20 protein-coding genes are annotated in these 19257 nt (G+C 71.8%); 13 read left to right on the forward strand and 7 right to left on the reverse strand.

Annotated elements, in window-relative coordinates; all coding sequences use genetic code 11:
- The coding region (locus H537_RS56590; protein WP_310733032.1) for a response regulator at window positions 1-457 on the reverse strand (457 nt) is incomplete at its 3' end.
- 69 nt (window positions 458-526) lie between these two features.
- Between H537_RS56590 and H537_RS50410 the strand changes: the two genes are divergently transcribed.
- The 5 genes from H537_RS50410 to H537_RS55125 all read left to right on the forward strand — a co-directional run bounded on the left by H537_RS50410 (window position 527) and on the right by H537_RS55125 (window position 3688).
- Window positions 527-1252, forward strand: coding sequence for a cysteine hydrolase family protein (locus H537_RS50410; protein ID WP_084150985.1), 726 nt, complete (start codon window positions 527-529; stop codon window positions 1250-1252).
- 63 nt (window positions 1253-1315) lie between these two features.
- Entirely contained in the window at window positions 1316-1585 is a 270-nt protein-coding gene (locus H537_RS0127685) for a GlsB/YeaQ/YmgE family stress response membrane protein (RefSeq protein ID WP_029000457.1), read from the forward strand.
- A 135-nt stretch (window positions 1586-1720) separates the two neighbouring features.
- The gene (locus H537_RS53490) at window positions 1721-2275 is read left to right on the forward strand and encodes a hypothetical protein (protein WP_156901986.1); all 555 of its coding nucleotides are present in this window, start codon (window positions 1721-1723) and stop codon (window positions 2273-2275) included.
- A complete protein-coding gene (locus H537_RS45860) occupies window positions 2275-2808 on the forward strand; it encodes a phage holin family protein (RefSeq protein WP_051243356.1) in 534 nt (177 codons plus the stop codon). The genes H537_RS53490 and H537_RS45860 overlap by 1 nt, the downstream gene beginning before the upstream one ends.
- Window positions 2774-3688, forward strand: coding sequence for a lipocalin family protein (locus H537_RS55125; protein WP_211235095.1), 915 nt, complete (start codon window positions 2774-2776; stop codon window positions 3686-3688). The genes H537_RS45860 and H537_RS55125 overlap by 35 nt, the downstream gene beginning before the upstream one ends.
- Window positions 3689-3798: 110 nt before the next feature.
- Here the strand turns inward: H537_RS55125 and H537_RS0127710 are convergent, their stop codons facing one another.
- Window positions 3799-4059: a hypothetical protein gene (locus H537_RS0127710; protein WP_029000461.1), complete on the reverse strand. Its 261-nt coding sequence runs from the start codon at window positions 4057-4059 to the stop codon at window positions 3799-3801.
- Between the two features lie 126 nt (window positions 4060-4185).
- Here H537_RS0127710 and H537_RS49780 point away from each other — a divergent pair, with 126 nt between their 5' ends.
- Window positions 4186-4746: a hypothetical protein gene (locus tag H537_RS49780; protein ID WP_051243358.1), complete on the forward strand. Its 561-nt coding sequence runs from the start codon at window positions 4186-4188 to the stop codon at window positions 4744-4746.
- A gap of 200 nt (window positions 4747-4946) precedes the next feature.
- On the opposite strand, the gene H537_RS45870 is transcribed toward H537_RS49780, so the two are convergent.
- A complete protein-coding gene (locus H537_RS45870; RefSeq protein ID WP_051243360.1) occupies window positions 4947-7928 on the reverse strand; it encodes a hybrid sensor histidine kinase/response regulator in 2982 nt (993 codons plus the stop codon).
- Window positions 7929-8303: 375 nt separating this feature from the next.
- On the opposite strand from H537_RS45870, the gene H537_RS45875 reads away from it, so the two are divergent.
- The 7 genes from H537_RS45875 to H537_RS0127755 all read left to right on the forward strand — a co-directional run bounded on the left by H537_RS45875 (window position 8304) and on the right by H537_RS0127755 (window position 16427).
- Window positions 8304-9587: a glycosyltransferase family 4 protein gene (locus H537_RS45875; protein ID WP_051243361.1), complete on the forward strand. Its 1284-nt coding sequence runs from the start codon at window positions 8304-8306 to the stop codon at window positions 9585-9587.
- Window positions 9584-10204 (forward strand): D-glycero-alpha-D-manno-heptose-1,7-bisphosphate 7-phosphatase, encoded by a 621-nt coding sequence (locus H537_RS45880; protein WP_043460333.1) that lies wholly within the window; start codon window positions 9584-9586, stop codon window positions 10202-10204. The genes H537_RS45875 and H537_RS45880 overlap by 4 nt, the downstream gene beginning before the upstream one ends.
- The gene (locus H537_RS45885; RefSeq protein ID WP_051243363.1) at window positions 10201-11376 is read left to right on the forward strand and encodes a glycosyltransferase family 9 protein; all 1176 of its coding nucleotides are present in this window, start codon (window positions 10201-10203) and stop codon (window positions 11374-11376) included. Before H537_RS45880 ends, H537_RS45885 begins: the two co-directional genes overlap by 4 nt.
- Entirely contained in the window at window positions 11373-13235 is a 1863-nt protein-coding gene (locus H537_RS0127740; protein WP_029000462.1) for a carbamoyltransferase family protein, read from the forward strand. Before H537_RS45885 ends, H537_RS0127740 begins: the two co-directional genes overlap by 4 nt.
- 66 nt (window positions 13236-13301) lie before the next feature.
- The gene (locus H537_RS0127745; RefSeq protein ID WP_029000463.1) at window positions 13302-14279 is read left to right on the forward strand and encodes a glycosyltransferase family 2 protein; all 978 of its coding nucleotides are present in this window, start codon (window positions 13302-13304) and stop codon (window positions 14277-14279) included.
- Window positions 14280-14289: 10 nt separating this feature from the next.
- A complete protein-coding gene (locus H537_RS45890; RefSeq protein ID WP_084150988.1) occupies window positions 14290-15429 on the forward strand; it encodes a glycosyltransferase family 9 protein in 1140 nt (379 codons plus the stop codon).
- A 5-nt stretch (window positions 15430-15434) separates the two neighbouring features.
- Complete coding sequence (locus H537_RS0127755; RefSeq protein ID WP_043460441.1) at window positions 15435-16427, forward strand: glycosyltransferase family 4 protein; 993 nt, start codon at window positions 15435-15437, stop codon at window positions 16425-16427.
- An 83-nt stretch (window positions 16428-16510) separates the two neighbouring features.
- Here H537_RS0127755 and H537_RS0127760 read toward each other — a convergent pair whose 3' ends face one another.
- Genes H537_RS0127760 through H537_RS0127775 form a run of 4 tightly spaced genes read right to left on the reverse strand, consistent with a single transcriptional unit; the run spans window position 16511 to window position 19164 of the window.
- A complete protein-coding gene (locus H537_RS0127760; RefSeq protein ID WP_084150989.1) occupies window positions 16511-17161 on the reverse strand; it encodes a D-sedoheptulose-7-phosphate isomerase in 651 nt (216 codons plus the stop codon).
- A 1-nt stretch (window position 17162) separates the two neighbouring features.
- Window positions 17163-18110 carry a D-glycero-beta-D-manno-heptose-7-phosphate kinase gene (gene rfaE1, locus H537_RS45895; RefSeq protein ID WP_051243365.1) on the reverse strand — a complete coding sequence of 316 codons (948 nt, stop codon included), beginning with the start codon at window positions 18108-18110 and terminating at the stop codon, window positions 17163-17165.
- Window positions 18107-18679 (reverse strand): D-glycero-alpha-D-manno-heptose-1,7-bisphosphate 7-phosphatase, encoded by a 573-nt coding sequence (locus H537_RS0127770; RefSeq protein ID WP_064736062.1) that lies wholly within the window; start codon window positions 18677-18679, stop codon window positions 18107-18109. The genes rfaE1 and H537_RS0127770 overlap by 4 nt, the downstream gene beginning before the upstream one ends.
- Complete coding sequence (locus H537_RS0127775) at window positions 18676-19164, reverse strand: adenylyltransferase/cytidyltransferase family protein (RefSeq protein ID WP_029000467.1); 489 nt, start codon at window positions 19162-19164, stop codon at window positions 18676-18678. The genes H537_RS0127770 and H537_RS0127775 overlap by 4 nt, the downstream gene beginning before the upstream one ends.
- Window positions 19165-19257 lie beyond the last annotated feature (93 nt).

A 19257-nucleotide genomic window follows, 5' to 3' on the forward strand; every position in this document is an offset into this window, starting at 1 on the left:
CGTAGATGCGCTGCATCGGCGCCGAGCGGCCCCAGAGGTGGCCGAAGTGGCCGGTCTTGTGCCACTCGGCGTTGAGCGAGGCGAGCTCGTCCTTGAGCACCGAGGGGCGCATCACGCGCGAGAGGATCCCGCGCAGCTGCTTCATGTTGACCGGCTTGGTCAGGTAGTCGGCCGCGCCCAGGCGCAGCGCCTGCACCGACGTCTCCAGGCTGGCGTGGCCGGTGATGAGCACCACCTCGGAGTGCGCGACGAGTTGCGGGTCGTCGAACAGGTCCATGCCGCTGCCGTCGGGCAGCTGCAGGTCCAGCAGCACGATGTCGGGCCGCTGCAGCGCCATCTGGCGCCGCGCATCGCGCAGGTTGTGCGCCGTGGCCACGGTGAAATGCTCGGCCGCGATGAGGGCCGCCATCATCTGGGCCGAGTCCGTGTCGTCGTCGACGATCAAGGCATGACTCAAGTGATCTCTCCTCTACTGAAGGGGTCTTGTACGGCACGGCCCCGGGAACTGAAGTTGCCGTAAGGGCTCATGGACGTGAACCCCCCACAACGTCCGGCGCTGACCATCGGCGCCGGAGACAACACACTGCCCCGGAGCCACAGCGTCCTGCTGTTGGTGGACTTCATCAATCCGCTTCAGTTCACGGGTGCTGACAGTATCGCGCCCGCGGCCCTGCAGGCGGCGCGCTGTACAGCCCGTTTGAAACAGGTGCTTTCACAACGAGGCGTACCGGCCGTGTACGCCAACGACAACTATGGCACCTGGCGGTCGCAGTTCAGCGACGTGTTGAACTACTGCAAGGAGTTGCCGGGTGAGGCCGGTGAGATTGCCCGGTTGCTGGCACCGGCCGAATGCGACTTGAGCCTGCTCAAGCCGCGTCATTCGGGGTTCTATGCCACGCCGCTGGAGCTGTTGCTGACGCAGATGCATGCCCATGAGCTCATCGTGGTCGGGCTGTCGGCCGACATGTGCGTGCAGCTCACGGCCATGGATGCCTACCTGCGTGGCTACTCGGTCTGGGCGCCAGCGGACTGTACCGCCGCCGAGACGCCCGAGCGTAAGCGCGAGGCGCTCGCCTACATCGAGCGCGTGTTCAAGGCTGACGTCCGCGACAGCACCGAGCTGGACAGCCGGACGCAGGGCGGGGCGGCGATGGGCGAACAACAAGAAAAAGGCGGGGAAGACGAGGGCGGGGAAGCGCGTGAAGCCGATGCGACCAGCGCCGCGGCGGCACACCGTTTGCCTCAGCTTTGACACGGGACTCGCGCATCAGGGCGCCGTTCTGCAACCTCTGAAACGTAGGAGTAATGCACCATGATCAACCTGATTGTCTGGCTGTTCGTTGGCGGTCTGATCGGCTGGGTAGCCAGTCTGATGATGCGCACTGATGCCCAACAGGGCATGTTCCTCAACGTGATCGTCGGCATCATCGGCGCCGCGTTGGCGGGCTGGTTCATCTCGCCGCTGGTGGGCATCCCGTCCATCAATCAGAACTCGTTCAGCATCGGCTCATTGCTGGTGTCGCTGGTGGGCGCCGTGGTCTTGTTGGCCATCGTCAACCTCGTGCGCAGGGGCAGCGTGCGATAAGGCAGTCCACGGCAACCTTACCGAGCTCCCTGCGGCCGTCCCGATGCCGCCGTTATATGCTGCATCGGGACGTGCCTCGTCCTTCCGTCGGCTGGCGCCGACGCTCCACGCGTCTTAAAGCACAGGAGAGAAACCATGGCCTCCACTTCCAGCCCCTTCCCGACTTCCGGCAGCTCCGGCAGTTCCAGCACCACGGGGTCCGGCTCCACGCTGGGCACCGGTTCCACGCTGGGTAGCAGCAGCATGAGCGGTACGGGCGACAGCTCCAGCAGCCTGTCTTCCGGCATGTCCTCTTCGGGCATGTCCTCCTCTTCTTCTGGCACGGGCTCGTCCATGGGCTCCTCTTCCTCCGGCATGTCCGCCAGCGGCGGCGGCCTCTCGGGCAACGGCAACAGCGCGATGGCCGGCGGCGGCAACGCCCAGGGCGGCGCCTCGATGGACCGCATGGTGCAAAGCGCGCACGAGGCGGTGGACCGCTTGGCCGAGAAGGCCGGCCCGGCCCTGGACAAGCTGCGCAGCACCATGGGCAGCGCTACTGAAAAGCTGCCCATGAGCCGAGACGAACTCAGCGCCATGCAAGAAGAGTGGGTGTCGAGCCTGCGCGAGACGGTGCGCGAGCATCCGATCGCCTCCGTGGCCGTGGCCGCGGCCGCGGGCATCCTGCTCAGCCGTATGCTGTCCTCTCGCTGATGGACGGCCTGCAGCCCCAGCCTTCCGCGCAGGCCGCCCCCCAGTCCACCGCCCAGGCCGACCCGGCCCAGGCGGGCCTGGACGGCCTGACCTCCGATTCCTTGTGGGACAACGTCAAGCTGCTGCTGCGCGATCTCCCGGGTGTGGTGAGCGACCGCGTGCATCTGCTGGCGCTGGAGCTCAAGCGCTCGGGGCTGGCGCTGGCGCAGATGGTCGGACTGGTGGTGGCCGCGGGGGTGCTGCTGTGCACCGCGTGGCTGGCGCTGTGGACGGGCATCGGCGTGGCGCTGGTCCAGGCCGGCGTGGCCTGGGGCTGGACGCTGCTACTGATCCTGCTGATCAATCTGGGCGCGGCCTGGCTGGCCGTCAAGCGCGCGCTGGCGCTGGCAAGGTTCCTGGCCCTGCCGGCGACGCTGCGGCGGCTGACGCTGTCCACGCCCACTTCGTCCTCGCGCCGTGCCGGCGCCGGGGCTCCCAACGCTTCGACAGGAACCCCCGATGAGCGCGCAGCTTCAGCCGCCGGCACGCCCTGAGGCCCCGGCCGGCATCGTGCCGGCCAGCCTGGACCAGCAGATCATGGCGGCCGAGATGGCCATCATCGCCCGCGAGCAGCGGTTGCGCCTGCAAGCAAGCCGCATCGGCGAGCAGATTCACCAGAAGCTGCCCGCGCTGGGCGCGGGCGCGGCCAGCATGGTCGGCGGCGTGGTGCTGCGCAGGATTTTCCGCCAGCGCCGCGGCGTGGCCGACACCGGCGGCGCCGTGAGCACCGGCACCAGCTGGCTGGCGCAGCTGCCCTGGGCGCAGCTCAGCGCGTTCATCTGGCCGCTGCTGCCGCTGACGGTGCGCAACCGGGTCAATCCCAAGCTCGTGGCCGGGCTCATGGCCACCGCCGTGCCGCTGGCCGTGGCGCACTTCAAGGTTGCGCGCCAGGCGCCGGTGAGCACCGCGCCGCTGCTGGACCTGCGCCGCTACGCCGGGCGCTGGTACGAGATCGCGCGGCTGCCGCTGCGCACCGAGGACCAGTGCGACAGCGACGTGACCGCCACCTACACGCTGCTGCGTGGCGGCCGGGTGCGCGTGGTCAACAGCTGCTACACGCGCGACGGCGTGCAGGAGGAAGTGCGCGGCATCGCCCGCGCCACCGAGGGCGACGGTGCCAAGCTGGAAGTGAGCTTCGCGCCTCGGGCGCTGCGCTGGCTGCCCGGTTCCTGGGCGCCGTACTGGGTGCTGCACGTCGATCCGGACTACGGCGCCGCCGTGGTCGGCACGCCTGACCGCAAGCACTTGTGGCTGCTGTCGCGCTCGCCCCTGATGGACGACTCGCAGCTGCAGCGCCTGCTGCTGCACGCACGCGCCCAGGGCTTCGACACCACGAAGCTGATGCGTACGCCGCAAGGGCTGCACGCGTCCTGAGCGATTGAAGTCCTGAAAGGGCTCGCGCCCCGGCCTGCAACACAGTGGGCCGGGGCGCGCTGTTTTGGGCCGCGCCCGCCTTCGGTGACGGCGCGGCCGGTCAGCGGATCTCAGCCGCCCCGATGCGGCCCGTTGCCCGAGTCGTCGTTGCTGTTGGTGCGCCCGGCGCTCTTGCCCACCTGGTCATGGCCGCTGGAATGGGGCTGCAGCGTCTGGTGCGAGCCGCTGGCCGCCGGGTGCTGCGGGCCCTTGCTGCCTTGCTGCTGCTTGCCGCCCTGGTTCTGCTGCTGCTGACGGTTCGTGCCGGCGTCGGAGGGGTTGTTGCCCATCTGCGTTTCCTTGTTCCTGTCCGGATCCTGCTGGCGGGTCATGGTGATCTCCGTGGGAGTGGGGCGGCCCCGGGGGACCGCATGCCTTACGGGTCGGCAACGCCTGTGCCCAGTGCCGCGCGGCATGACGCTTGCCGAATCCACGGGAAGTTCAAGGAGCACAGCACCATGGCCACCAGTTCCATCCTCGGTACCGACCAGACCCCGATGCCCGTCGAGGGCCGCGACACGAAGGCGCTGGGTCCCAGCGACACCACGGACAGCGGCAGCGACATCGCCGGCCTGGAGGATGACCTCAATCCGGGCGGCGCGCTGGACTCCATCGCCGAGCCTGACAGCCTGCGCCCCATGACCTCGCCCGAGAGCCTGACGGCCGACAGCGACTCCCAAGGCTCCGGCGAGCGCCGCAGCGCCGGCAGCGACGCCGGCCGGGAGGCCGCTGACATCGCGCCGGACTCCATCCAGACCGTGAGCGACATCGACCCGCTGGTGGACGGCGATTTCAACGGCGATGCCAGCGCCGGCCTCTCGCCCGAGGAAGCGCGCGCCCGCGAGGATGCCGCCGCCGACATGGTCAACGCCGCCACGCTGGAGGACGACGACGACCTCGACGAGGAGGAGGAAGCCGACGCCGACATCGAGGAAGGCGACGAAGGGCTGGACTCCGACGACACCGGCGACGTGCCGGACCTGGGGGACGCCGGGGAAGGTGACGAGGACGGGCGCTGAGCCCGGTGCACGGTTTTCGCTGAGCCTGCGTCGGCGTCGATCGACGCCAGCGCGGGCCGTCAGTCGCTACGCTGTCACTCCGGCTTTTCCCGCGATGACGGCGTTTTCGCTTCGGCTGCCTGTGTCATGCGCGGACCACCAGCAGACCGCTGGTTTGGCGGTCGGCGCTCTCTGCGCTGGCCAAGCGTTTGGCCGTCCCTTCACGGCTCCGCCAGCAATTTCCTCAACGCCTCCGGATCCACCGGCTTGACCAGGTGCGCGTCGAAGCCCGCGCGCAGTGCCTGCTGCACGTCGCGGCCCTGGCCGTAGCCCGAGAGCGCGATCAACTTGCCGGCGTGGCCCGCGCCGCGGCTGCGCTTGGCGACCTCGTAGCCGGTGAGACCTGGCAGCCCGATGTCGATCACCGCCACCTCCGGGCGCAGCCGCAGCAGCTCCTCCAGCCCAGCCACGCCGTCCTCGGCCGTGCTCACGGTGTGGCCGTCGAGCTCCAGCAGCGTGCGCAGCGCGCTCATGGCGTCGGCGTTGTCCTCCACCAGCAGCACGTGGCGCTGGCGCGCGGCCAGCCGCTGCTCGCCGCCGCGCACCAGCTGCAGCGCCGGCGTCTCGATGCCCGGCAGGCGCACGCTGAAGGTGCTGCCCTCGCTGGAACTCTGCACGCCCACCGCGCCGCCATGCAGCTCCACCAGGCGCCGCACCAGCGTCAGCCCGATGCCCAAGCCGCCGGCGCGCCGGTCCAACGTGCGCTCGCCCTGCACGAACAGGTCGAAGACGCGCGGCAGCAGCGAGGGCGGGATGCCCAACCCATGGTCGCGCACCTCCAGCAGCGCCTGCGCGTCCTCGCGCACCAGCCGCACCTCGATGCGCCGGCCTTCGGGCGTGTACTTCAGCGCGTTGGTCAGCAGGTTGTTCACCACCTGCTCCAGCCGCGTGGCGTCGGCGTCCACCCATACTTCCTGCAGGTCGAGCTGCAGCTCGTGCTGCTGCGTCTGCCCGGTGAGCTGCAGCGTGGAGACCAGCCGCTGCACCAGCGCCGAGAGCTCCACCGGCTGGCGCGAGAGCACCACCTTGCCGGAGATCACGCGCGCCACGTCCAGCAGGTCCTCCATCAGCCGCGCCAGGTGCCGTGTCTGGCGGCCGATGATGTTGCGCGCGTTGGCGGCCAGCGCCTCGTTGGTGCCTCCGCGGTTGAGCACCTCCACGGCCGAGGAGATGGCGCTCAGCGGGTTGCGCAGCTCGTGGCCGAGCATGGCCAGGAACTCGTCCTTGGCGCGGCTGGCGGCCTCGGCCTCGCGACGCGCCGCCTGCTCGCGTTCCACCAGCGCCGCGCGCTCCTGCTCGGCGGCCTTCTGCTCGGTCACGTCCACCGTGATGCCGATGGCCTGCAGTGGGCGGCCGTCGTCGGCGTAGCTCATCAGCACGCGGCTGGAGAGCCAGCGCATGTGTCCGTCCCGGGGCGCGACGCGGAACTCCAGCGTCAGCCGCTCGGCGCGCTGGTGCAGCAGCCGCGCCAGCGCGTGGCGCACGCCGGGACGGTCCTCGGGGTGGATACGCTCGATCCACTCCGCCAGCGGCCCCTCCACGCGCTTGCTGCGCAGCCCGAAGAGCTTGGCGTGGCCGGAGGTCCAGGAGGCGGTGTCGGTGCCCACGTGGTAGTGGAAAAAGCCCACGTGCCCCGATTCCTGCGCCAGGTCCACCAGGTGCTGGCTCTCGCGCAGGCGGCGGTCGGCATGGGTGAGCCGCGCCTCGGCGAGCTTGCGCTCGCTGATGTCCACCAGCGCACCGATGGCCCCGCGCGGGCGCCCGGCGGCGTCGAGCAGCGGCGCGGCATGGGCGATGACGTGGCGCGGCGGGCGGTCGGGGAACTGCAGCTCCAGCTCCAGCCCGCGCACCGCCTGCCCGCTGCCGGCGGCGCGCTGCAGAGGATGCTCGGCCGTCTCCAGCAGGCGTCCGCGGTGCAGCATGCGCACGCTGCAGGCGTCGCTGGCCGCGCCGAGCAGGTCGTCCATGGCGGCGTTGTGCAGCACCGAGCGGCACTGCGGGTCGTGCGCCACCGCCAGCCCCACCGGGATGCTGTGGAACAGGGTCTCGAACTCGTCGGCCTTGCTCTGCAGCCGCGTGCGCGCCACGGACTCCTGCGCCTCGGCCGCCACCAGCGCGTCGCGCAGCCCGGTGATCTCGTCGACCACGATGCGCCCAAGCGGCTGGCGCGGCCCGGCCGTGGCGAGCTGGCGCAGCGGCTGCGTGACGCGCCGCGCCACCCACAGCGCCAGCACCACGCCCAGCGTCAGGCAGGCCAGGGCGGTGCCCAGCGTGGCCAGCACGGCGCGTCGCGCGCGAGCCTCCAGCGGCTCGGCCTCCATGCCCACGCCCACGCCCCAGCCGTAACCGGCGTTCTGCCAGGCCACGTAAGTCGTGCCGCCGCCCAGGCGGTCGGCCCGCATCACGCCCGCAGGCTGGGAGGCCACGCTGCTTTGTGCCTGCTGCGGCAGCGGCTGGCCCACGCCCGTGGGGCCGTTCTCGGAGGCGCGCGCGATCAGCCGGCGCTGCCGGTCGAACAGGCTCAGGAAGCCCCCTTCAGGGTTGCCCGAGCTCTCCAGCAGTCGCTGCCACACGCCGGCGTCGATCCAGGCGCCCAGCGCGTAGCGCAGCTGCCCGCCCAGGCGTACCGGCACCAGCACGGCGGTGCTGAAGCGGCCTTCGAAGCGCCCGCCCAGCAGGTCCGACACCACCGGCTTGCCCTGGGACCGCAGCGCCTGCGCCAGCTGCTGCAGCTCGGCATCGGGCGGCGCGCCGGGCTGCGCGGTGTCGAACAGCGGCTGCCCGTCCGGGCCCAGCAGGAACACGCCGCGCCAGGAGGCGCGCGGCACGGGTTGGTCGGCGAAGGAGGCGGCGAAGCCGGCCACGTCGTCGCGCTGCAGCGCGTCGTCCTGGGCCAGGATGGACAGCGCCTCCACGCTGGCGGTGAGCTCGCGCTCCACCGCGTGTGCCAGGTTCTCGGCGCTGTGCTTCAGCCGCTCGTCGAGCTGGCGCTGCTCGGCCTTGATGTCGGAGAAAACCTGCCATGACATCAGCAGCACGCTCGGCAGCGTGCCCAACAGGATCATGGCCACCAGGTAGGTACGCAGCGAGGCCCGGGGCCAGGCCGGCCACCACGCTCTGCCGGAGCCGCGGATCAGCTTCATCACAGGCAACGTACCGGGCAAGCACGGTGCCCGTGCGGTGTGAGGGCCAAGGGAGAGGGGGGCATCGGGGCTCGCGGGGTGCACCGGTCGCAACGGCGGGAGGCCGTGGACGGCGGGAAATCGGGACTGCCGCGGCCAGTCTAGCGGCGCGCCGGCGCAGTCGGTTGATGCCGCAACGCTTCGGGCCACGTGGCCGGTCACGGCATGGCCAGGGTTTGAGCAAACGAAATGCCAAAAAAGAGCCGGCTTGAGTCGCTTGTCAAGGGCTCTCCACCCTCACACCGCACGACCCCCGCGACCCGGGAATAGGGGCACGGCGATTGCCTCCCAAAACGACACAGCTGCAATGGGATTGGTCTCATGAGTTTTCCGCCTTTGCGCGTTGCCTTGATCAGCGAACACGCCTCGCCCTTGGCCGTGCAAGGCGGAGTGGACGCGGGCGGCCAGAACACCTACGTCGCGCACGTGGCGCGCAGCCTGGCCCAGCTGGGCCACCACGTGGACGTGCTCACGCGCCGGGACGATCCGGCGCTGCCCGCCGCGGTGGACCTGCGTCCTGGCGTGCGCGTGCTGCACATCCCGGCCGGGCCGCCGCGCTTCGTGCCCAAGGAGCAGTTGCTGCCGCACATGCCCGCCTTCACGCGCGCGGCGCGGCAGCTGCTGGCGCACAGCGTCCCCTACGACGTGGTGCACGCCAACTTCTTCATGTCCGGCCTGGTGGGGCTGCGGCTCAAGGCCAGCTTCCGCGTGCCGCTGGTGATGACGTTCCATGCCCTGGGCCATGTGCGGCGTGAGCACCAGGGCGCCAGCGACGGCTTCCCGCCGGAGCGCATCGCCATCGAGGAGCGCATCGTGCGCGGCGCCGACCGCGTGGTGGCCGAGTGCCCGCAGGACCGCCTGGACCTGCTGCGCCTCTACGGCGCCGACGACCGCCGCATCGTCACCGTGCCCTGCGGCGTGGATCTGAAGGAGTTCGCGCCCGTGGACCGGGCGCTGGCGCGGCGCCGCCTGGGGCTGGCGCCGGACGACTTCGTGGTGCTGCAGCTGGGCCGCCTGGTGCCGCGCAAGGGCGTGGACAACGTGGTGCAGGCCGTGGCGCGGCTGCGCCACATCCCGAAGCTGAAGCTGCTGATCGTGGGCGGCGACGCGGCCGAGCCCGACGAGGCGCTGACGCCCGAGATCGGCCGGCTGCGCGCGCTGGCGCGCGAGGGCGGGGTGGAGGACCGGGTCATCTTCAGCGGCCAGCGTCGGCGCGAGCAGCTGCCCGCGTGCTACTGCGCGGCCGACGTGTTCGTCACCACGCCCTGGTACGAGCCCTTCGGCATCACGCCGCTGGAGGCGATGGCCTGCGGCGTGCCGGTGATCGGCGCGGCGGTGGGCGGCGTCAAGTTCTCGGTGGCCGACGGCGTCACGGGTTTCCACGTGCCGCCGCGCGACCCGGCGGCGCTGGCGGCGCGCATCGAGCAGCTGCACGCGCAGCCGGCGCTGGCGCGGGCGCTTGGGCGTGCGGGCATCCGCCGCGTGCGGACGCTGTTCACCTGGGACCGCGTGGCCGGCGAGCTGGCCGAGGTCTACCAGGGCGTGCGCCGCCCGCGCCAGGCCGCCGCCGTGCAGGCCGCTGCCGATCTCGACCTGTCGCAGCCGGGAGCCATGGCATGACGGCGGGCCGCCCGGCGGTGTTCCTGGACAAGGACGGCACGCTCATAGAAGACGTGCCCTACAGCGTCGACCCGGCGCGGCTGCGCTTCACGCCGCGCGCGCTGCCGGCGCTGCGCCTGCTGCGCGATGCGGGCTACGCGCTGGTCGTGGTCACGAACCAGCCGGGGTTGGCGCTGGGCCGCTTCAGCGCCGCCGACCTCGAAGCGCTGCGCCTGGCGCTGGCGCAGAAGCTGTGGCGCGAGGGCGGGGTGGCGCTGGACGGTTTCTTCTTCTGCCCGCATGCGGCCGAGGCCGGCTGCGATTGCCGCAAGCCCGCGCCGGGGCTGCTGCTGCGGGCCGCTGCGGCGCTGGGACTGGACCCGGCGCGGTCGTGGATGGTGGGCGACATCCTCAACGACGTGGAGGCCGGCCACCGCGCCGGCTGCCGCGGCGTGCTGCTGGACGTGGGCCACGAGACGCTGTGGCAGTTCACGCCGCTGCGCCAGCCCCGCTACCGCGCCAAGGACCTGCTCGACGCCGCCCGGTTCATCCTGGAGAGCCATGACATGAACGATTCGCTTGCCGGATCGGGCGCCGCTGCGTCCGCCCGGGAATCCACCGTGGAGGCCAGCGCATGACCGCCGCCTGCGAACGCCAGCGCCGCTGGCAATCCGCGAAGCGGGTGCTGGCCATCCGGCTGGACAACCTGGGCGACCTGCTCATGACCACGCCGGCGCTGGTGGCGCTGCGCGCCTCGCTGCCGCAGGCGCGGATCACGCTGCTGGCCTCGCGCGCGGGCGCGGCGCTGGCCTCGCACGTGCCGGTGGTGGACGAGGTGCTGGCCTTCGACGCGCCCTGGGTCAAGCGCCCGGCCGGCGTGCTGGAGCAGGCGCTGCCGCTGGGGCAGGCGGAAGGCGAGCTGGTGCAGCGGCTGGCGGCGCAGCGCTTCGACGCCGCCGTCATCTTCACCGTCTGCACCCAGACCGCGCTGCCCGCGGCGCTGCTGTGCCTGCAGGCCGGCATCCCGCTGCGGCTGGCCTACAGCCGCGAGAACCCCTACGAGCTGCTGACCGACTGGGTCCACGACACCGAGGTGCCTGCCGACGGCATGCGCCACGAGGCGCAGCGCCAGCTCGACCTGGTGCACCACGTCGGGCTGCAGGCCGACGCGCAGCGGCTGCTGTTCCGCTACCGCGTGGAGGAGGCGCTGGACATGCGCCACAAGTTCGAGCGCGCCGGTGGCGACCTCACGCGGCCCTATTTCGTGGTGCATCCCGGCGCCACGGCCGCCTCGCGCCGCTGGCCGGCCGAGCGCTTCGGCCAGGCGGCGCAGGCGCTGGTGGACGCCACCGGCTGCCAGGCCGTGTTCAGCGGCGGCGCCGACGAGGAGCCGCTGGTGCGCCAGGCCCTGGCCGCCATGCGCGACGGCGGTACGGGCGCGGTGTCGCTGGCCGGGCAGCTGGCGCTGGGCGAGCTGGCCTCGCTGATCGCCGGCGCCCAGGTCACGCTGTGCAACAACAGCGCGCCCGCGCACCTCGCCGCGGCGCTGGACGCGCCGGTGGTGGTGCTCTACGCCCTGACCAACCCGCAGCACACGCCGTGGCAGGCGCGCTCGCGCGTGCTCAACCATCCCGTGCCCTGCCGCCACTGCCTCAAGAGCGTCTGCCCGGAGCGCCACCATGACTGCCTGGAGCGTGTGGCGCCGCAGGATGTCGTGCAGGCGGCCCTGGAACTCATGGGGCCGCTGCCGGGCGTGCCGCTGCACCCCGCCAGCCCCTGCATTCCCCACCCCATTACCGTCCTCGGATGATCACCCTCGGCATCAACGCAGCCTTCCACGACTCCTCCGCCGCGCTCGTGCGCGACGGCCAGCTCATCGCCGCCGCGGAGGAGGAGCGCTTCAGCCGCATCAAGCACGGCAAGCGGCCCTTGCCCTTCACGGCCTGGGAGCTGCCCTACCACGCCATCGACTACTGCCTGGCCGAGGCCGGCCTGACGCTGGCGCAGGTGGACCACGTGGCCTACAGCTACGACCCGCAGCGCTTCATCAAGGGCCGCCTCTCGGGCGACAGCATCACGCTGCCGCTGCAGCCCTCGGCCCAGCCCGCGCCCGGCTGGGACAACCCCTGGGACCCGCTGTTCGCCGCCTACGTGAGCAACGCCCCGCGCCAGCTTGCCGACGGCGCGCCGCACCACCTCAAGAAGCGCTTCAAGGGCTGCCGCTTCGACGGGCCCTGGAAGTGGCACTTCGTCGACCACCACCTCTGCCACCAGGCCAGTGCCTTCCTGGCCGCGCCCTTCGAGCGCTGTGCCGTCATGACGCTGGACGGCCGCGGCGAGGACGCCACCACCGCCTACGGCCTGTGGGACGGCCGCCTCTACCGCCCGCTGGGCGAGGTGGACATGCCCCACTCGCTGGGCCTGCTCTACGAGCGTGTCACCAGCCACCTCGGCTTCCTGCACAGCAGCGACGAGTACAAGGTGATGGCGCTGGCGGCGCTGGGCCAGCCGCGCTTCGCCGAGGCCTTGCAACGCCAGGTGCGGGTGTTCCCGGACGGCCGCTACGAGATCGACGCCCTGGACCTGAACGCGCTGGTGCCGCAGCGCGAGCGCGGCGCCGCGCTGGAGCAGCCGCACCTGGACCTGGCGGCCTCGCTGCAGCACGTGCTGGAGCGCTCGGCGCTGCAGCTCGCGGCCTGGCTGCGCGAGGCCAGCGGCGAGCCGCTGCTGGCCATGGCCGGCGGCGTGGCGCTGAACTGCGTCATGAACGCGCGGCTGCGCGACTCGAAGCTGTTCGACCAGGTCTGGGTCCAGCCCGCCGCCGGCGACGCCGGCACCGCGCTGGGCGCGGCGCTGTGGGTGGATGCGCGCGAGCGCGTGGGCACCGAGGCCGTGCTGGGGGCGGTTGCCGACGCGGCCTCCACCACCGCTGCGGCGCTGGCCCCGGACGCGCCGGCGCCGACCCGCGACGTGGCGCTGGAAAGCCGCGCCGCGCCCAATGCCGTGCCCACGGTGCTGCAGCGCGCGGACTGGTCCATGGCCCACGCCTACTGGGGCCCGGGCTACGGCGACGACGAGATCGAGCAGCTGCTCCAGTGGGCCAAGCTCAGCTACCGGCGCGTGGACGACGTGGCGGGCGAGGCGGCCCAGCTGCTGGCGCAGGACCTGGTGATCGGCTGGTTCCAGGGTCGCATGGAGTTCGGCCCGCGGGCGCTGGGTGCGCGTTCCATCCTGGCCTCGCCGCTGCACGCCGAGATGCAGGCGCGCATCAACGAGCTCAAGGACCGCGAGGATTTCCGCCCCGTCGCCCCAGCGGTGCCGGAGGAGGACCTGGCCGACTGGTTCATGCCGGCCGAGGCCAACGGCGGCCAAGCGCGCTTCATGCTCTTCATCTACGACGTGATCCGCGAGCAGGCCGCGCGCATTCCCGCCGCCTGCCACGCCGACCTGACGGCGCGCGTGCAGACCGTCACCGCCGAGGCCAGCCCGCGCTACCACGCGCTGCTGAAGGCGTTCGGCGCGCTCACGGGCGTGCCGGTGCTGATCAACACGTCCTTCAACGTGCGCGGCGAGCCCATCGTGTGCACGCCCAAGGATGCGATCGACGCCTTCTTCAGCACGCCGCTGGATGCGCTGGTCATCGGCAACTTCATCTTGCGCAAGGGGTGAGCGCCGTCCCTGTAGTCCCCGCCGTTCCCGAGATTCCGAGTCCTTGCCTTGGAGGACCCCTCACCCATGAGCAGCAGCGTTGACATCGCCGTTGTCATTCCCACCTACCGGCGCCCGGACCTGCTGCGCCGATGCCTGGAGGCGCTGCTGCAGCAGAGCCTGGACGCGGCGCTGTACGAGGTACTGGTGGTCGATGACGGGCGCAGCGACGACACGCGCGCCGTGGTGGAGGAGCTGGCGGCGCGTCCTGGCGCGCCGCGGCTGCACTACCTGCAGCCCCAGGGGACGCGCGGACCGGCAGCGGCGCGCAACCGCGGCTGGCGCGCCACGCTGGCGCCGCTGGTGGCCTTCACCGACGACGACACCGTGCCCGACCGGCGCTGGCTGGAGGAGGGCCGCCGTGCCCTGGGCCGCAAGCTCGCCGCGGCCAGCGGGCGCGTGGTGGTGCCGGTGCTGGGCCGGCCCACCGACCACGCGCGCATGACGAAGGGGCTGGAGACGGCCGAGTTCGTCACCGCCAACGCCTTCGTGCGCCGCAGCGCGCTGGAGCGGGTGGGGGGCTTCGACGAGCGCTTCAAGCGCGCCTGGCGCGAGGACTCCGACCTGCAGTTCATGCTGCTGGAGCACTGCGGCGAGGTGGGCCGGGCCTCGGAGGCCGTGGTGGTGCACCCGGTGCGCGAGGCGCGCTGGGGCATCTCGCTGTGGCAGCAGGAGAACGTCAGCTTCGACGCGCTGCTGTTCAAGAAGCATCCGCAGCTCTTCAAGACCCGCATCCGCAGCCAGCCGCCCTGGCGCTACATCCTGATCGTGCTCAGCACCCTGGCGGCGCTGGGCCTGGCGCTGGCGGGGCAGGGCCTCGCGGCGCTGCTGGCGCTGCTGCTGGCCCTGGGCGGGATCCTGAGCTTTGCCTTCAAGCGCCTGCGCGGCGCGTCACTGGCGCCCGCCCACGTGGCCGAGATGCTGGTGACTTCCTTTGCCATTCCGTACCTCGCGGTGTACTGGCGCTTCGTCGGCGCCTGGCGTTTCCGCGTGTTCTTTATTTGACGAGGGTGACATGCCGACTCCCATTCCCGCTTCCCAACGGGATCGCCATCTGCGCGGACTGCCCGTGCCCGCCGCCGAAGGGCCCTTGCGCCGCATCGGCGTGTTCCGGGCGCTGATGCTCGGTGACGTGCTGTGCGCCGTGCCGGCGCTGCGCGCGCTGCGTGCGGCGCATCCGCAGGCCGAGATCACCTTCATCGGCCTGCCCTGGGCGCGCGACCTGATGCAGCGGCTGCCACAGGTGGACCGCTTCATCGACTTCCCCGGCTTTCCCGGGCTGCCCGAGGCCGGCGTGGACCAGGGCAACGTGCCCGAGTTTTTGCGCCAGATGCAGTCCGAGCAGTTCGACCTGCTGCTGCAGCTGCACGGCAGCGGGCGCATCGTCAACCCGCTGATGGCCGCCTGCGGCGCGCGGCGCTCGGCGGGCTTCTACGAGCCCGGCGCCTTCTGCCCGCAGCCCGAGCTCTACACCGTCTGGCCCACCGAGGGGCACGAGGTGCAGCGGCTGCTGCGGCTGCTGGACCACCTGGGCGTGGCGCGCCAGGGCGAGGAGCTGGAGTTTCCGCTCAAGCCGCAGGACTTCAGCGAGTTGGAAGCCGTGTGGGCCGAGGCCGCCAGCGACACGCCTTACGTGTGCGTGCACGTCGGCGCGCGGCTGCCGAGCCGGCGCTGGCCGGTGCAGCGCTTCGCCGAGGTGGCGGACCGGCTCGCACGCAAGGGTTACACGGTGGTGCTCACCGGCAGCAGCGGCGAGGCGGCGCTGGCGGCCGAAGCGCATTCGCTGATGAAGCAGCCCAGCGTCAACCTTGCCGGCCGCACCACGCTGTGGACGCTGGGCGCGCTGGTGGCCAAGGCGCGGCTGCTGCTGTGCAACGACACGGGCATCTCGCACATCGCCGCGGCACTGGCCACGCCCAGCGTGGTGGTGGCCAACGGCTCGGAGGTCTCGCGCTGGCGCCCGCTGGGCCGTGGCTCGCACCAGGTGCTGTGGCAGGCCATGGAGTGCCGGCCTTGCCACCACGTGAGCTGTCCCAGTGGCCATGCCTGCGCGCTGGCCATCGGCCCGGCCGAGGTCGCCGCCGCCTGCGAAGGCCGCCTCGCCGCGACCATGGACCAGCCGCGGCCGAGCTTCGTGCCGATCAGCTACAGCTGATGCCCATGCCCGAACGCTCCGCCGCTTCCAACCCGTCCCGCCGCCTGCGCGTGCTCACCTGGCACGTCCACGGCAACTACCTCTACTACCTGAGCCAGGCGCCGCACGACTTCTACCTGCTCACGCTGCCCGGCAACCCGCCGGGGCATGCCGGCCGGGTGGGAACGCTGCCCTGGGGCGACAACGTGCGCGAGGCGCCTGCGGACCAGCTGGCGCGGATGGAGTTCGACTGCGTGCTCTACCAGTCGCGCGCCGCCTTCGAGGAGGACCGGCTGCAGCTGCTCACGCCCGCGCAGCGCGCGCTGCCCGCGCTGTACCTGGAGCACGACCCGCCGCAGCAGCATCCCACCAACACCCGGCACTGGGCCAGCGACGTGGAGGGCGTGCACCTCGTCCATTGCACGCCGTTCAACGCGCTGATGTGGGACAGCGGCGAGGCGCCGGTGAGCGTGGTCGAGCACGGCATCAAGCTCCCCGAGGGCGTGAAGCACGTGGGCGACCAGGCCGAGGGGCTGGTGGTGGTGAACAACCTGCGCAAGCGCGGGCGCCGGCTGGGGCTGGACGTGTTCGAGCAGGTGCGGGCCCGGGTGCCGCTGGCGCTGGTGGGCATGGACGCCGTGTCCGTGGGCGGGCTGGGCGAGGTGCCGAACCTGGAGCTGCCGGGCTTCATGGCGCGCTACCGCTTCTTCTTCAACCCGATCCGCTACACCAGCCTGGGCCTGTCGGTGCTGGAGGCCATGGGCATCGGCATGCCGGTGGTGGCGCTGGCCACCACCGAACTGCCCAGCGTCATCGTCAACGGCGTCAACGGCTACGCCGACACCCGCATCGACCGCCTGGTGGAGGTGATGCACGAGCTGCTGCGCGACCCGGCCCTGGCGCGGCGCTGGGGCGACGCGGCGCAGCGCACGGTGCACGAGCGCTTCGGCATCGAGCGCTTCGCGGCGGACTGGGATCGGGTGCTGCGGGAGGTCGTGGAAGCACGGGCGTCAACCTGACCAGGCGCCCCGCGCGATGTGCCCGGGGATTTTGTAGAGGCCCGCAGCTGCGGGCCTTTTCCTTATTCAAGGTCCGTGCCGCCTCACCCTAACCCCAGCCCTTCCTCCACCAGCGCACACAAGCTGTGCCCGATGAAGATGTGTGCCTCCTGGATGCGCGCCGTGGACTGCCCCGGCACGATCACCGGCACGTCGCTCAGCGCCGCCAGCGGGCCGCCGTCGCGGCCCAGCAGGCCGATGGTGCGGATGCCCAGCGTGCGCGCCGCGGCAAAGGCGCGCAGCAGGTTGGGAGACTTGCCCGAGGTCGAGATGCCCACCAGGCAATCGCCCGCACGGCCCAGCGCCTGCACCTGGCGTTCGAACACCTGGTCGAAGTCGTAGTCGTTGGCGATGCAGGTCAGCGCTGAGGTGTCGGTGGTCAGCGCCAGCGCCGCCAGCGCACGGCGCTCGCGCATGAAGCGCCCCGTGAGTTCCGCCGCCAGGTGCTGGCTGTCCGCGGCGGAGCCGCCGTTGCCGCAGAACATGAGCTTCTGGCCCGCCTCCAGCGCCTGCACCATCACGCCCGCCGCCTGCGCCACGGCGCCTTCCAGCGCCTGGAGCTGCCCGAACAGTGAACGGTGCTCGCGCAGCGCGCGCTGGTACAGCCCAACCGGGGTCGGCAAGGACGGCACCGCGCCGTCCAGCCACGTCACCGCCGCGCCTTGCCCTTGCGGCACCTTGATCAGCACGCCCATGTCAGGCTCCTTGGTTGTCGATGGTTGATGGGGGCGGCGCCGCGTCCAGGCCGAGCTCCTGGCTGCTGACGCTCGCCGTGCCGAACTTGCCCACCACGATGCCCGCGGCCTTGTTGGCCCAGCGCACCGCTTCTTCCAGGCCGATGCCGCGGCTGAGCGTGTGCGCCAGCGTGGCCAGCACCGTGTCGCCGGCGCCGCTGACGTCGTAGACCTCGCGCACCTGCGTCGGCAGCCGCAGGCAGGGCTTGAGGTGCGAGCACAGCGTCATGCCCTGCTCGCCCAGCGTCACCAGCAGGTGCTCCAGCTGCAGCTGGCCGCGCAGCTCGTGCGCCTTGTGCAGCAGCTGCGCGTCGTCCTCCCAGCCGCCCATGACGGCGCGCAGCTCCGCGGCGTTGGGCTTGAGCAGCCATGCGCCGCGGTAACGATCGAAGTCCAGGCCCTTGGGGTCCACCAGCACGCGGCAGCCGTGTCGCCGCGCGGCGGCGATCAGTTCGGCGCAGTGCCCCAGGCTGCCCTTGGCGTAGTCCGACAGCAGCACCCATTCGTGCTGCGGCATCAGCGCGATGGCACGCTCGGTGAGCGCGCGCACGCAGCGCGCCGGCGGGGGCGCCTCGAAATCGATGCGCAGCAGCTGCTGGTGCCGGCACACCGAGCGGATCTTCTGGATCGTCTGCAGCGCCGGGTCGCGCACCGGGTCGAAATGGATGGCTCCTTGCGCCATCAGGCCCGCGAGCTGCGCGCCGGCCTCGTCCTCGCCCACCAGCGACAGCAGCCGCACTTCGCTGCCCAGCGCCACCAGGTTGAGCGCGACGTTGGCGGCGCCGCCGGCGCGCTGCGTCTCGCGCTGCACCTGCAGCACCGGCACCGGCGCCTCGGGCGAGATGCGGTCCACTGCGCCTTCCCAGTAGCGGTCGAGCATGCAGTCGCCAATGACCAGGATCGGCTTCATCGCAGCACCGCCTTGGCGCAGTCCAGCAGGCTGGCGAAGGCGCCGTCCGCGCCCGTGGCCCGCGCCTCGTCCTCGCCGCCGATGAGGAAACAGCGCCCCACGCCCGCGGCGCGCCCCGCGGCGACGTCGCTGCCGCGGTCGCCCGCCAGCAGCGAGGCCGGCAGGTCCAGGCCCAGCTCCGACGCGGCGCGCAGGATCAGCCCCGGCGCCGGCTTGCGGCAGTCGCAGTCCAGCCGCCACTGCGCCAGCGCGGCTTCGGGATGGTGCGGGCAGTGGTAGATGCCGCCCAGCGCCACGCCCGCCGGCCGCAGCAGCGCGCACAGGTGTTCACTCAGCGCGTGGTGCTGCGCCTCGGTGTAGTAGCCGCGCGCGATGCCGGACTGGTTCGTCACCACCACCAGCACGTATTCGCGCGCGAGCAGCTGCAGCGCCTGCACCACGCCGGGCAGGAGCTGGAAATCCTCGGCGCGGTGCACGTAGCCGCGGTCCTCGTTGAGCACGCCGTCGCGGTCCAGGAACGCCGCCGGGCGCGGGGCGGCACCGGCACGGCGGGGCGGTGCCCCACTCACGGCGCGGCCCTCATGCGCTGCACCAGCGACGTGGTGGATCGTCCCGCCAGGTACGGCAGCGCCAGCGCGCGGCCGCCCCAGCGCGCCATCAGTGCAGCCTCGGGCAGGCGCTGCACGTCGTAGTCGCCGCCCTTGACGTAGATCTCCGGCTGCAGCGCCTCCAGCAGCGCCAGCGGCGTGCTCTCCTCGAACACCACCACCAGCGACACGCATTCCAGCGCCGCCAGCACGCAGGCGCGATCCGCCTCCGGGTTCAGCGGACGCTCCGGCCCCTTGTGCAGTGCGCGCACCGAGGCGTCGCTGTTGAGGCCGACGATCAGCGAGCCGCCCAGCGCGCGCGCCTGCTGCAGGCACTCCACGTGGCCGCGGTGCAGCAGGTCGAACACGCCGTTGGTGAACACTCGCGGACGCGGCAGCTCAGCAGCTCGCGACACGATCTGTGTGCGGGCACATATCTTGGATGACCGTGCAACTTCCTGGGCCATCTCGGAAACTTCCCGGGCTGGAAAGAACTGGGCTGCGGTATTGACAGCCTCGTGGGAGATGGCAAAGGAAGAGGCAGAAGGCGAGGAGGTGAG

The sequence above is a fragment of the Azohydromonas australica DSM 1124 genome (genome assembly GCF_000430725.1).
Taxonomy (GTDB): Bacteria; Pseudomonadota; Gammaproteobacteria; order Burkholderiales; family Burkholderiaceae_C; genus Azohydromonas; species Azohydromonas australica.